Origin of the sequence: Curtobacterium sp. 8I-2 (assembly GCF_902506155.1) — a bacterium.
GTDB lineage: Bacteria > Actinomycetota > Actinomycetes > Actinomycetales > Microbacteriaceae > Curtobacterium > Curtobacterium poinsettiae.
Map to the genome: position 1 here is coordinate 1670256 of NZ_LR732827.1, position 12585 is coordinate 1682840.

14 protein-coding genes are annotated in these 12585 nt (G+C 67.8%); 9 read left to right on the forward strand and 5 right to left on the reverse strand.

Translation table 11 applies throughout. The features are described from left to right. The first annotated feature begins 56 nt into the window (after positions 1-56). Positions 57-1160: an acyltransferase family protein gene (locus BOSE127_RS11735; RefSeq protein WP_159557304.1), complete on the forward strand. Its 1104-nt coding sequence runs from the start codon at positions 57-59 to the stop codon at positions 1158-1160. Here BOSE127_RS11735 and BOSE127_RS11740 read toward each other — a convergent pair whose 3' ends face one another. After that, the gene (locus BOSE127_RS11740) at positions 1161-2006 is read right to left on the reverse strand and encodes a glycosyltransferase family 2 protein (RefSeq protein WP_159557306.1); all 846 of its coding nucleotides are present in this window, start codon (positions 2004-2006) and stop codon (positions 1161-1163) included. A 307-nt stretch (positions 2007-2313) separates the two neighbouring features. Between BOSE127_RS11740 and BOSE127_RS11745 the strand changes: the two genes are divergently transcribed. The 5 genes from BOSE127_RS11745 to BOSE127_RS11765 all read left to right on the forward strand — a co-directional run bounded on the left by BOSE127_RS11745 (position 2314) and on the right by BOSE127_RS11765 (position 8134). Then, the gene (locus BOSE127_RS11745) at positions 2314-3225 is read left to right on the forward strand and encodes a polysaccharide pyruvyl transferase family protein (protein ID WP_159557308.1); all 912 of its coding nucleotides are present in this window, start codon (positions 2314-2316) and stop codon (positions 3223-3225) included. A 110-nt stretch (positions 3226-3335) separates the two neighbouring features. Beyond that, positions 3336-4364: a GDP-mannose 4,6-dehydratase gene (gmd, locus tag BOSE127_RS11750; protein WP_159557310.1), complete on the forward strand. Its 1029-nt coding sequence runs from the start codon at positions 3336-3338 to the stop codon at positions 4362-4364. Beyond that, on the forward strand, positions 4364-5335 hold the full coding sequence (locus BOSE127_RS11755; protein ID WP_017886292.1) for a GDP-L-fucose synthase family protein: 972 nt from the start codon (positions 4364-4366) through the stop codon (positions 5333-5335). The genes gmd and BOSE127_RS11755 overlap by 1 nt, the downstream gene beginning before the upstream one ends. A gap of 35 nt (positions 5336-5370) precedes the next feature. Continuing rightward, complete coding sequence (locus tag BOSE127_RS11760; RefSeq protein ID WP_017886291.1) at positions 5371-7191, forward strand: DUF4012 domain-containing protein; 1821 nt, start codon at positions 5371-5373, stop codon at positions 7189-7191. A 379-nt stretch (positions 7192-7570) separates the two neighbouring features. After that, positions 7571-8134: a hypothetical protein gene (locus BOSE127_RS11765; RefSeq protein WP_017886290.1), complete on the forward strand. Its 564-nt coding sequence runs from the start codon at positions 7571-7573 to the stop codon at positions 8132-8134. A gap of 69 nt (positions 8135-8203) precedes the next feature. On the opposite strand, the gene BOSE127_RS11770 is transcribed toward BOSE127_RS11765, so the two are convergent. After that, positions 8204-8668, reverse strand: coding sequence for a VanZ family protein (locus BOSE127_RS11770; protein ID WP_017886289.1), 465 nt, complete (start codon positions 8666-8668; stop codon positions 8204-8206). A gap of 259 nt (positions 8669-8927) precedes the next feature. Here BOSE127_RS11770 and BOSE127_RS11775 point away from each other — a divergent pair, with 259 nt between their 5' ends. Both BOSE127_RS11775 and BOSE127_RS11780 read left to right on the forward strand, forming a co-directional pair. After that, the gene (locus BOSE127_RS11775; RefSeq protein WP_056069418.1) at positions 8928-9257 is read left to right on the forward strand and encodes a hypothetical protein; all 330 of its coding nucleotides are present in this window, start codon (positions 8928-8930) and stop codon (positions 9255-9257) included. A 101-nt stretch (positions 9258-9358) separates the two neighbouring features. Continuing rightward, entirely contained in the window at positions 9359-9688 is a 330-nt protein-coding gene (locus tag BOSE127_RS11780; protein ID WP_214519769.1) for a hypothetical protein, read from the forward strand. Positions 9689-9791: 103 nt separating this feature from the next. Here BOSE127_RS11780 and BOSE127_RS11785 read toward each other — a convergent pair whose 3' ends face one another. From BOSE127_RS11785 to BOSE127_RS11795, 3 genes are read right to left on the reverse strand one after another with little or no spacing between them, the layout of a single operon-like run. Further along, positions 9792-10523, reverse strand: a complete 732-nt coding sequence (locus BOSE127_RS11785; RefSeq protein WP_040419122.1) for an SOS response-associated peptidase — start codon at positions 10521-10523, stop codon at positions 9792-9794. A 49-nt stretch (positions 10524-10572) separates the two neighbouring features. Then, on the reverse strand, positions 10573-11202 hold the full coding sequence (locus tag BOSE127_RS11790) for a hypothetical protein (protein ID WP_159557314.1): 630 nt from the start codon (positions 11200-11202) through the stop codon (positions 10573-10575). Positions 11203-11205: 3 nt separating this feature from the next. Next, positions 11206-11901, reverse strand: a complete 696-nt coding sequence (locus BOSE127_RS11795; RefSeq protein ID WP_159557316.1) for a hypothetical protein — start codon at positions 11899-11901, stop codon at positions 11206-11208. 253 nt (positions 11902-12154) lie between these two features. Between BOSE127_RS11795 and BOSE127_RS11800 the strand changes: the two genes are divergently transcribed. Then, positions 12155-12580 (forward strand): organic hydroperoxide resistance protein, encoded by a 426-nt coding sequence (locus BOSE127_RS11800; protein WP_017886283.1) that lies wholly within the window; start codon positions 12155-12157, stop codon positions 12578-12580. Positions 12581-12585 lie beyond the last annotated feature (5 nt).

The window sequence follows — 12585 nt, forward strand, 5'->3', positions numbered from 1 at the left end:
AAATCCGTGAGCTTCGTGCTGGCATTCGAGGACGGCGAGTTGTAGGCTCGCGCACTGTGGAAGAGTTTGCCAACAGGATTGGCGCGTTGGATGGACTTCGTGGAATTGCTGCTCTGGTCGTTCTCATCCACCACTCATTCGTCTCTGTAGCACCTCTCGGTGATGTCTACTTCGACAAGCCTGCGCCGGCGGCGCTGACGTGGCTGGTCGCGTCCCCAATCCATCTCGTCTGGGCGGGCCCCGAGGCGGTCTACGTCTTCTTCATCCTGAGCGGACTCGTGCTCACGCTGCCCGCGTTCCGTAGGCGCTACAACTGGAAGGCGTACTACCCGTCACGGCTGGTTCGGCTCTACCTGCCCGTCGTCGTTGCCGTGCTCTTCTCGCTCGTCCTGTCGCTGGCGGTGCCTCGTTCGGGCACCGTTGGACGCGGGACATGGATGGAGAACCACGATCAAGCGCCCTCCCTCTTCGCTTTGGTTCGGAACGCGACATTGATCTCGCCAGATTGGCTGAACCCGCCACTGTGGTCGTTGCGGTGGGAAGTGGCGTTCTCAGTCTTACTCCCTCTCTATGTCTTCGTTGCCCTGCGTTCTGCGCGGTGGAGGGTGCCGCTCCTGGTCGGAGCTATTGCGTTGAGCACTTTCGGAACGCTGATCCAGGACAAGGGGCTGCTGATTTACCTTCCGATGTTCCTGATCGGTGCGGTCCTGGCACCCGTGCTGTCCCGAGCCGAGGCCTCGACTGACCGCAGGTGGCCGTGGATCATGGGAGCGAGCCTCATCGGCATCACCTGCACGTGGTGGATTGGGTCGCCGATCTCCGCTCGCGACGCGGTCACGCTACCGATCGTGCTGCTTTCGGCACTTGGAATCGTTGTCTCTGCCGTCAGGTGGCAGGGCGCTCGGTCGTTTCTGGAGCGACCAGTGGTGCAGTGGTTCGGAAGGATCTCGTTCAGCCTTTACCTGACGCACGACCCGATTGTGGTAACCATCGGGACGCTCCTGCCAGTCGACCTAGCGTGGTTGACTCCACTGGTCTGCATCCCTGTTTCTATTGCAGTCGCTTACATCTTCTTCCGGCTCGTTGAGCGCCCGGCTCACCTGCTGGCAAAGCGGGTCGCCTCCCGGCTGCAGTTCCGCCGCCGTCTCGCGATGGAATGATCAACCGCGCCTCATCAGGATCTTCAGCGCAAGGGCGTCTCGCGCGCTGAAGTCCTTCATGGTGCGCATGATCCCGGGCAGGAGAAGCGTGCGCTTCTCACCGATGGTCATCGCTGCGTTCACCTCGGCGAGCAGCTCGGTATCTCCAGCAACCTGACCCGTGGCCTCAGCCAGCGCTGCGTACGACTCTTGCCACTCGGGCTCGTTGCTTGCCCTTTCCGCCCATCCTTTGTCTGCCGTCACCTGGCCGGCGTGCCTTCTCAGTGCGGTCACTGGTGCTGCGAAACGGGAGATACGCGCACCTCGAGCTGCAGCACGCAGCCAGAGATCGTAGTCTTCAGCAAGGCATTCTCGATAGCCCCCGATCTCCAAGAGGAGGTCTCGGCGTGCCATCATCGTCGAATGTGCGACGGGATTGTCGATCAGCAGTGCCGAAGGAAAAGCGTCGGGTCCGATGGTGAGCGGGGGCGATGGGTAGGGGACCTTGACACGCTCGCCGAAGTGGAGCACTCCGCCGAAGATGAGGTCGAAACGGCGGTTGAACCGGCTCAGCTGGGACTTGAATCTTCCCGGTAGAACGATGTCGTCGGCGTCCATTCTTGCCACGAACTCGCCCCGAGCGTCCGCCAGCAATACGTTCAGAGCGCCTGCTACCCCTGAGGGGGTTGGCGAGCGGAGTACCTTTACCCGCCCGTCTTCCATCTCGCTCGCGATTGCCGCCGTATGATCGCTGCTCGCGTCGTCAAGGACGAGGACCTCGGCGTCCTTCGGAAGCGCGCGGAGCGTCGATCCGAGGCTCGCCCTGATGGTCTTGGCGGCATTCCGGGCGGGCATGAGGACGGACAAGCGCATCGATGGCTTCCAGGTGCTGCTCAGGCGTGCTGCGGGCGGGCTCGGTGTGATGGTAGTGGAGTTCCTGGTGAGGCCACGGCGATTCGTCTGACCGTCGAGGGCACGGCGGTCCGTCTGACTGTGGAGGCCACGATCGGGAATCGATGCTCGTGACCCTGCCTGGTCACGCTCGCACAGCGGCGACCTGCTCTGTCGTGCCATCACCCGCTCGTTCGCGCAGGGATCGTTCAATTTGCGAACCGATCGGCAAATGATGCTGTGCATCCTTGAAGTATCAGCACGCTTCGGACACTCTTCATGTGTGAGTAACCCGGTTGCGACGCTGCGCCAGCAGACTTTCTCGAGCCTGTCTCAGCTGCATTCGGGTGTTGCGGAAGTCACGCTGACCGACTTTCCGGACCATGCCAACATCGGAGACTCCGCGATCGTGCTGGGCCAGCGCAGTTTCTGGGTCCAGGCTGGAATCGTGCTGACGAGGGTCAGCAGCCGTTCGACGCTGGATCGAGCGACTCTGCAGACAAGGACACCGGTCGCCATCCATGGCGGGGGAAACATCGGCGGGCTCTACCCCGACGCCGATCTTCATCGGTACCGTCTTGCTGAAGGTCTCGCTCAGGAGACGTTGCTGATCCAGGAACCTCAGACCGTTCATTTCTCCTCAGAGGTTTCGGAGGCTGATTTTGCACGGGTGTTCGGCGCGCGCCCGAACACCCGGTTGGCTGTCAGGGACCAGCGGTCGGCTCGGGCGGTGGAGAGCCTGATGGCCGGGGTCGTGATCAGTCCTGACGCTGTGCACATGCTCGGCGAGATACCGGCACCCGCGCCGGTAGCGGACGTGGTGACTCTCGTCCGGAACGATGGCGAGTCGACTGGTCATCTCTCCGAAGGGCCGGACTGGCCTGCGGATCCGTGGGATCTCGATTGGCACCGGTGGTGGTCCAACCGCACCCAGCAACTTCCGCCGCTCAAGTCCGTGTTCCGACACACTCCAGAAGTCTGGATGTCGAAGGCTGAACGGCGCTTCCAGCGTGGCGTGCACTTTCTGTCGCGAGGGGAAACAATCGTCACTGATCGTCTGCACGCGATGCTGATCGGGCTGCAGATGGGGCGCCGCGTGATCGCTACGGACAACAACTACGGAAAGCTGTCCGCCTACGCCGAGACGTGGTTGGCGCCTTTCGGCGATCAGCTGGAGCTCCGAGGTCCGGCCTGAGCCAAGCTCGCTGCCGCTTGAGTCATGAGCAGCCGTTATGCTGAAAAATTGTTGCGTCCAACCACGTCTCGGGGCGGTTCCCCGAGGGCTGGCGCCTGAGCTGGGGAGACATGACGAAGCGCGCACTCATTACGGGCATCACCGGACAGGACGGCTCCTACCTGGCCGAGCTGCTGCTCCGCAAGGGGTACGAGGTGCACGGACTCATCCGTCGTGCGTCCACGTTCAACACATCGCGGATCGACCACCTGTACGTGGACCCGCACAACCCCGATGCCAAGTTGTTCCTGCACTACGGGGACCTCGGTGACGGTGCGCGGCTCGTCAGCCTGCTCAGCGAACTGAAGCCCGACGAGGTCTACAACCTCGCCGCGCAGTCGCACGTGCGGGTGTCGTTCGACGAGCCGGAGCACACCGGCGACGTCACCGGTGTCGGCACGATGCGCATGCTCGAGGCGGTCCGCGTCTCCGGCATCCACACGCGCTTCTACCAGGCGTCCTCGTCCGAGATGTTCGGTGCCACCCCGCCGCCGCAGAACGAGGAGACGCCGTTCTGGCCGCGATCCCCGTACGGCGCAGCGAAGGTCTACAGCTACTGGGTGACCCGGAACTACCGCGAGGCCTACGGCATGTTCGCGGTGAACGGCATCCTGTTCAACCACGAGTCGCCGCGTCGCGGTGAGACGTTCGTCACCCGCAAGATCACCCGCGCCGTCGCTCGGATCAAGGCCGGCCTCGAGGACCACATGTACCTCGGCAACCTCGACTCCGTCCGCGACTGGGGGTACGCCGCCGAGTACGTCGAGGGCATGTGGCGGATGCTGCAGGTCGACGAGCCGGACGACTTCGTCCTGGCGACCGGCGGTGACTTCACCGTCAAGGACTTCCTGACGACGGCGTTCTCCCACGCCGGGCTCAACTGGGAAGACCACGTCCGGTTCGACGAGCGCTACCTGCGGCCGAGCGAGGTGGACGCCCTCGTCGGTGACGCCTCGAAGGCCAAGGAGAAGCTCGGCTGGGAGGCCACGGTCGACACCGCCGAACTCGCACGGATCATGGTCGACGCCGACATCTCGGCGCTCGAGCACGAAGGCCGTCCGTGGATCGACAAAGTCCGACTCGAGAGCTGGGGTTCCTGATGTCCACGACCGACTTCACCCCCGGTCCAATCGACCGGTCCGATCGCGTGTACGTCGCCGGGCACCGCGGCCTGGTCGGCTCGGCGGTCCTCCGCAAGCTCGAGTCGGAGGGATTCACCGACCTGGTCGGGCGGACCTCGTCCGAGCTCGACCTGAAGGACCGCAGCGCCGTCTTCGCGTTCTTCGCGGAGCAGCAGCCGAAGCACGTCGTGCTCGCCGCCGCGAAGGTCGGCGGGATCATGGCGAACAACACCTACCCGCACGACTTCCTGAGCGAGAACCTGCAGATCCAGGTCAACGTGATGGACGCCGCGGTGGAGCACGGTGTCGAGCGCCTCGTGTTCCTCGGCTCCTCCTGCATCTACCCGAAGATGGCCGAGCAGCCGATCCACGAGGACGCGCTGCTCACCGGCCACCTGGAGCCCACCAACGACGCGTACGCCATCGCCAAGATCGCCGGCATCCTGCAGGTTCAGGCCGTCCGCCGACAGTTCGGTCGTCGGTGGATCTCGGCGATGCCGACCAACCTCTACGGCCCGGGCGACAACTTCTCGCCGACCGGCTCCCACGTGCTGCCGGCGCTCATCCGCCGGTACGACGAGGCAGCCCGCAGCGGTGCGTCGACGGTGGAGAACTGGGGGACCGGGTCGCCCCGCCGCGAGTTCCTGCACGTCGACGACATGGCGGCTGCCGTGTTCCACCTGATGGAGCACTACGACGGTCCTGACCAGGTCAACGTCGGGACCGGTTCGGACGTCACCATCAAGGAGATCGCCGAGACGATCGGCAAGATCGTCGGTTTCGAGGGTGAGACGGTCTGGGACACCAGCAAGCCGGACGGGACGCCGCAGAAGCTGCTCGACGTGTCGAAGCTGGCGGAAGCCGGGTGGACGGCGCAGATCGGGCTCGAAGACGGGCTCCGCAGCACCATCGACTGGTACCGCGAACACGCGGATTCCGTCCGTAAGTGATGGGTGCTGGACCCACGGAACCGTAGGATCGCTTCATGTCCGACCAGCCCGAGTCGCGACGCACTGCAGCACGCCGGGGGTCCAGGGCCCGGATCGTCCTGTGGGTCGTCCTCGCCCTTGTCCTGCTGCTGATCCTCGCCGTCGCGTGGGTCGGTGTGCGTGGCCTGCTCGCGAAGGGGCACCTGGAGCGTGCCGTCGGGGACGTCGACACGCTGCGGACCCAGCTGACGAGCGGCGACACCGGCGCTGCCCAGAAGACCGCACGCCACCTGGAGGACGAAGCCGCGTCGGCTCGGTCGCTGACCGGTGACCCGGTCTGGGGTGCGGCGCAGGCTGTGCCGTTCTTCGGAACCAACCTGCGGGCCGTGCGGGACGTGTCGGTCGTCGTCGATGATGTGGCCCGCGATGCTGTCAGCCCGGTGGCCGGAGTCGTCGGGAAGCTCGGGTCGGACTCGTTCGCGCCGAAGAACGGCCGGATCGACCTGCAGCCGATCGAGGATGCGCAGCCGGCGGTCGCGAAGGCCACCAAGACGCTCGAGCAGGCGCGCACCGACGCGGCACGGATCGACACCAGCGGAACCCTGTCGCCGGTCACCACCGCCGTGGGACAGCTCCGGAACGCGCTGTCGACTGCCTCCGAGCAGGCGGTCGCAGCGAACCGCATCGTGCAGCTCGCGCCAGCCATGCTCGGTCACGACGGGGACCGGAACTACCTGCTGCTGTTCCAGAACAACGCCGAACTCCGAGCCGGAGGCGGGATCCCCGGCGCAGTGGCGGAACTCGAGGCGAAGGACGGATCACTGCATCTGTCGGCGCAGGCCTCGAGCGGAGACTTCGGGCCGTACGACCAGCCAGTCCTGCCCTTGACCGCCGACACGCGTGGGCTCTACGGCAACATCACCGGCGAGTACATGCAGGACGTCACCCTCACGCCGCGGTTCGACGTCTCGGCGAAGCTCGCGCGGGAGATGTGGAAGCAGAAGTTCGGGCAGCAGGTCGACGGGGTCATCGCCATGGACCCGGTGACGCTGAGCTACATCCTCAAGGCGACCGGTCCGGTGCAGCTGCCGACCGGTGACACCCTGACGTCCGACAACGCGGTGAAGCTCCTGCTGAGCGACGTCTACGCGAAGTACCCCGATCCGGTGGTGCAGGACGCGTTCTTCGCGTCGGCCGCCGGCGCGGTGTTCGAGAAGATCTCGTCGGGCGGGTTCGACACGAAGGCGTTCGTGTCTGCGCTGACCCAGAGCTCGGACGAGGGCCGTCTGCGGCTCTGGAGCGCCGACAACGCCGAGCAGCGCAGGATCAGTGGGACCCCGGTCGCCGGTGAGCTCCCGACGGCGACCGCCGACTCGAGCCAGTTCGCCGTCTACCTGAACGACGGCACCGGCGCGAAGATGGACTACTACCTCGACAAGAGCGTCTCCGTCGGCAGCTCGGTGTGCCGCAAGGACGGTCGCCCCACGTCCGTCGTGCAGATCACGATCAAGAACACCGCGCCGGCCGATGCCGCGACGAGCCTGCCGCGGTACGTCACCGGTGGCGGCGACTTCGGCGTGGACCCCGGCAAGATCAAGACCCTGCTCGCCGCGTACGCGCCCGAGGACGCGATCTTCCTGGGCGCGACGAAGGACGGCAAGACGACCGCGGTGCAGACGGCCACCGACGGTGGGCACCCGGTCGCGCAACTGCAGACACTGCTCGCCCCCGGCGAGAGCCTGACCTTCCGGGTGGCCTTCCTCGGCGAGGCGAAGTACGCGAAGGCAGCCGTGCAGGCGAGTTCCACTCCAGGCGTCCAGCAGACGAAAACGAAGCCCCTGACGTTCGACTGTCAGCAGCCACTCGCCACTCGGTGACGGCAGAACCTCCGCAAAACGAACCGGCACGTTGCCCCCACTCCGAGGGGCGCCGGACGATCCTGTTCGAGCGCAAAGACTCTTGATCTCACGCACAGCGCACGTGTGTGGCGTCGCTCAGGCCGTCTCATCAGGGCTTTCGGTCGGTTGATGCCGGAATCGAGCGACCGCGCCGCTGCTCGTCCCGCCGATGTCGAGGGTGAACACACGTCGACCAGTGACCAAAATCCACGTGATCTGGCACCAAGCTGGGAAACTCCGCTAGATTGAGTCAACATCGCCATCACAACCGCCATTTCTTTGGCTGGGGTCAACCACCGGCGAACAGCGGGCTCTGGGTGTCAGGGTCTGGATATTCAGATCTTTAGGGGAACCATTCATGAAGAAGCTCATCGCAGCGGTGGTGCTGGCTGGCGCCGCACTGCTCGCCACTCCGGCCGTCGCCAACGCCGCCGGTTACACGCCTGACTCCGACGTCTCCGTCTCCGGCAGCGCCGTCGCCGGTGGCACCGCGGCCGTGAACTTCACGCCGGGTGCCTTCCAGGACAACGAGACCGTCAACGTCCAGGTCACCGGTGCCGGTGCGGTCACGCTCGGCGCGCTGCCGACCACGACCGTCTCGAAGACCTACACGGCCGCCTCGGATGGTTCGCTCGACGTCAAGGTCACGTTCCCCCAGGGCGCCTCGGGCACCTACAACCTGACCGCCACCGGCGCCACCTCGGGCGTCGTCGGCTTCGCGGCCTTCACCGTCGCCCCGGCTGACGCTGCTGCGGTTCCCGCAGCCGGCGCCGGCGCTGGCAACGGCACCGACGGCACGCTGGCCTTCACGGGTTCGACCGTCTCCGCCCTGGCCCTCTGGGTCGCCGGTGGCGCAGTCGTCCTCGGTGGTGGCCTCCTGCTGGTCCGCGGCTCGGTCCGCCGCCAGCGCGAGTCCGTCTGAGTCTCGACACACTGAACGAAGCCCCCGGAGCACCTGCTCCGGGGGCTTCTTCGTGCGCGGGGATCGTCGTCAGCGACGCCGGGCCGCACGGCTGAGGAGCAGCACGCCCGCCACGGCCCCCAGGAGCGCCCCCACGCCGTTCGCGACGACGTCGTCGATGGTCGCGGTGCGGGCCGGCAGGAACAGCGCCTGGCCGGTCTCGATGCACGCGCTGACGACGAGCCCCGTGGCGATGGCGGCCCACCACCACCGTGCACCGGCGAGCAGCACCACCAGCAGGCCGAGCGGCACGAAGTACACGACGTTCGCGAACGACTCGACCGCGGCGTAGTCGATGCGGTCCGGCAGCCCGTGACGGTGTGCGGCCGCGAGTGCACGGGTGAGCCACGGGCCGCCCGAAGCGTCGACGGGGGAGCCCCAGAAGCCGACGAGTGCCAGGGCGACGCCGTAGGCGACGGCCAACCCCGTCGCGAACCGACGGCTGCGCCAGGTGGCGGGTGCGCGGTCGTCGACGCGGGGCTTGTCGGAGGTCACACGCCGACGCTAGCGAGTCGCGCCTCCAGGCCGGTGACCGCACCGTTTCGTCCCCCGATCGCGTCGATCCGGAAAACGAGTACCCCGATCCTGGCCCTGTACCCCGGAAATGCGACGCACCTGCCCGGAAATCCGGGGCTGGCCGATGGGTCGCATTGACGGAACCCGTGAATCCACGGGCCTCGCTGGCGATCCCCGCGGCTGTTCTCGTAGCGTTCTGGTGTCAGCAGATGTACCCCGGATCGTGAAGGAGAGCGACATGAGCATCACCGTGAACAACGCGACGCAGGCCGAGGTCACCCTCGACACCGAGACCGTGGACACCATCGCGATCCTCGAAGCCGACGCAGAGCTCTCCTCGCGCCCGAAGCGCGCCAAGGTCACCTGGGTGCAGGAAGACCAGGGCGAGTGGATCGCCGGTTACGGCGGGTACTTCGGCGGCAGCGTCGACAAGCGGGACGACCGCTACGTGGCTTCCGACACCTTCGGACTCGTCGTGGGCGAGTTCGCCTCCCTCGAAGAGGCACAGACCAAGCTCGAGGACCAGCTGCACGTCATGCTCCCGCCGGTCATCCGGCCGGTCGAGTGACGACGGCGGACACCAAGACCCCCGGCGTCGACCGCGACGCCCGCACCACCCGGAACCACCGGCACCACCCAGTACGCAGCACAGCACGAAGGAGCAGCACCATGAGCACGACCGTCGCCCACCGCCAGCAGGCCGAGGTGACCCTGGACACCCAGACGATCGAGGTCATCGCCGAGATCGAGGCCCAGGTCGTGGCTCCGGTGCAGGCAGCCCCCGTCCACATCACGTGGGCGCAGGCCGACACCGGCCTGTGGGTCGCGAACTACGGCGGCTACTACGGCGGCACCGTCGACCGTCAGGGCACCCACTTCTTCGTCGCCGACACCTTCGGCCAGTACGTCGGGGACTTCCGCTCCCTCGACGAAGCGAAGGCGCGACTGACCGAGCGCCTGCACGTGGTGCTGCCGGACGTCATCCGTCCCACCGCTTGATCTGCTGCTGACCGCTCGCTGATCCTCGAACCCCCGCCGGCATGCCGACGGGGGTTCTTCGCGTCTGCGTGCCAGCCCTGCCCTGTCCGCGTGGGGCGCGACCCTACGCGACGGGCTCGATGAGCTGCGGCCCGTCGTTCCGCACGCTGTTCACCGTGCGGGAGACCTCGTACTGCGCAAGTCCCGCGGCCACCGTCAGCGACTCGTGGTCGAGCAGGGCCAGCAGGTCGTCGGTGTGCAGGTCGCCGCCGAGCCAGTCGTCGTAGCCGTCCGGCGTCAGGAACGCCGGCATGCGGTCGTGGACCTCGCCCGGAGCGACGTGGGCGTCACGGGTGATGATCGCGAGCGACAGCCGCCACTTGTCCGGGTCGCCCTCGGGCTTCGTGGGGTCGGGCCAGGCGCTCACGACGCCGGCCATCGCCAGGGCGCCGCCGGGTTCGTGCACGAAGTGGGGTTCCTTGCCGTCCTCGCGCACCACCCACTCGTAGTAGCCCTGCGCCGGGACGATGCAGCGGTTCGTGGCGAATGCCCGCTTGAACATGCCGCTCGTCGCCACCGTCTCGATGCGGGCGTTGATCGGCTTCGGGCGCTGCTTCTGGAAGTCCTTCGCCCAGCTCGGCACGAAGCCCCAGCTGATCTGCGGCAGTTCCCGTTCGCCGTGCCGCTGGCGCACGGCGTACACGGGGTCGGTCGGGGCGACGTTCCAGCTCGGGGCGAGGCCGGGGTGCACCTCGCCGGTGTCCTGGTCGACGTGCTCGGTCCGGGCGGCGAGCTCGCCCATGAGCTCGGGCAACAGATCGGCCGTGGTGTCGGAGACGACGAACCTTCCACACATGCGCCCAGTGTGCCCGTCGCCGCCGACAGCGGTGCGGTGCGGTTCCTGCTCACGAAGTGGGGCGTGCGGGCGTCTCGGGTGCGGGCTCGAGGGACTCGGCGGCCAGGCGGGCGCGTTCGGAGCGGCCGAGGCGGACGAAGTACTCCGACAGCCCGACTGTGTACGCCGCGATCGCGAGCACGTGGAAACCGCTGGCGGCCCCGAGGACGAACGCCCCGAGGACGGCGACGAGACCCGAACCGAGCAACGGTGCGACGCGGGCGAGCATGCCGATCAGCCCCCGCCGCAGCAGGACCGTGTCGGTGCGGACGATGTCGCGGTGCTCCGGCAGGACCGGCACCGGACGACGCTGCACGTACAGCTGCGTGGCACCCCGCGCGGCGAGCTGCCACGAGGGCCGCACCTGCCGACCGTTGATCGTCGTCGAGGGGTCCGGCGGCTGCCACGTCGGGATGCACGCGAACGTCAGGAGCCCGACGCCGAGCGCCAGCAACACCATCGCGACCACGCTGCGGACCGGAGTGGTCCCCGTCCAGTCGACCCGAGCCTCCAGGACGGCCATGCCGACCAGCGCGACGACCGCTGCGACGCCGGACCACACGGCGGCGCGTCGGACGCGTGCCGGATCGAGCACGTCCGTGACGTGCCGACGGAAGACCTGCCAGCCGAGCGTGAACACGGCTCACTCCTCCGGCAGGGCGAGCTTGCTGCCGCTCCGCGCCCCGGGACGGCCGCGCGGTGGCAGGGGTGGAGGGACCGGCGGGAGCGCTTCGGCCTCGACGCGGAGCTGCTCCTGACGACCGAGGGTGCGCAGACCGCCGATGCCCGTGGTCGCGCCGGTGATGCCGAGGAAGAACCAGAACAGCGGCAAGCGGGACAAGCCGGTGCCGGCCGAGATCGCGGCGACGTCGACGACCACCACGGCGAGCAGGGTGGCCGCGCACCCGGTCAGGAGCAGGAGGCCGCCGAGCGCCGAGCGGACGAGCAGGTCGCGGGTCTCCGGAAGCCGGTCGAGGACGGCGTCGCGGTGCTTCGGGTCGACCGGGGGTGGGTTCCTGCGGTGGTACCGGGCAACGGCCTCCTGCGTGCGCCACCCGATGCCCGGGATCGGCGCGATCGCCCACCCCTTCGGCCCGGACGGCACGCAGGCGGCTGCGAGGCACCCGAAGCCCACGGACAGGAGCAGGCCGACGACGACCCTTCCGGCGAGTGGGAGCGGAGTGGCGTCGAACGCGTCCGTCGTCAGCGCGAGCACCACCAACCCGACGAACGCCACGACCACCGCGATGCTGCCGACGAGCCGGATGCGGCGGCGGCGCCGGGGGCCGACGAGTGCGGGGAGGCGCTCGCGGAACACCTGCCACCCGATCTTGAACACTCATCATGTCTACCCGGTGCTGGTGCGGGGTGTCTGCGCGCGCTTTGCGTTCAGTGAGCAGAAGACGTCGGGTGCTGGCGGGGACTCGACGTCTTCTGCTCACTCGATGCGCGGCGTCCCGCGCCCTCGCCCCGGCCGCGCCCGCACCCTCCCCACCCGGACACGCCCGAGCGCGCGCCGCCCGGAGTGACCGCGCCCGCGACGTGGTGCTGCCCCTCAGCGATCGTCCAGGCGAGCACGGTGACCTCGGACCATGAGTCTCGACATCGTCTACACCGCCGCTGCCCACGCCACCGGGGGCGGCCGCGACGGGCACGTCCGCAGCGAGGACGACCGGCTCGACCTCGACACCCGCCCGCCCAAGGAGATGGGCGGCAGCGGCGAGGGCACGAACCCCGAGCAGCTCTTCGCCGCCGGGTACGCCGCGTGCTTCCTCGGTGCGCTGCACGCCGCCGGCAAGGAGCTCGAGCTCGACACCACCGGCGCCGAGGTCTCCGCCGAGGTCGGCATCGGCGGCATCGGCAACGGGGGCTTCGGCCTCGCCGTGGAGCTCGACGTCTACGCCCCGAACGCCCCCCAGGAGCAGCGGCAGCGTCTGGCCGAGCGCGCGCACGAGATCTGCCCGTACTCGAACGCCACCCGCGGCAACATCACGGTCACGCTGTCCATCGTCGACTAGCGTTC

Coding starts and splice junctions, on each gene's coding strand:
- gmd (WP_159557310.1), top strand. CDS start 3,336: ATGACGAAGCGCGCACTCATTACGGGCATCACCGGACAGGACGGCTCC.
- BOSE127_RS11800 (WP_017886283.1), top strand. CDS start 12,155: ATGAGTCTCGACATCGTCTACACCGCCGCTGCCCACGCCACCGGGGGC.
- BOSE127_RS11780 (WP_214519769.1), top strand. CDS start 9,359: ATGAGCACGACCGTCGCCCACCGCCAGCAGGCCGAGGTGACCCTGGAC.
- BOSE127_RS11765 (WP_017886290.1), top strand. CDS start 7,571: ATGAAGAAGCTCATCGCAGCGGTGGTGCTGGCTGGCGCCGCACTGCTC.
- BOSE127_RS11755 (WP_017886292.1), top strand. CDS start 4,364: ATGTCCACGACCGACTTCACCCCCGGTCCAATCGACCGGTCCGATCGC.
- BOSE127_RS11775 (WP_056069418.1), top strand. CDS start 8,928: ATGAGCATCACCGTGAACAACGCGACGCAGGCCGAGGTCACCCTCGAC.
- BOSE127_RS11785 (WP_040419122.1), bottom strand. CDS start 10,523: ATGTGTGGAAGGTTCGTCGTCTCCGACACCACGGCCGATCTGTTGCCC.
- BOSE127_RS11760 (WP_017886291.1), top strand. CDS start 5,371: ATGTCCGACCAGCCCGAGTCGCGACGCACTGCAGCACGCCGGGGGTCC.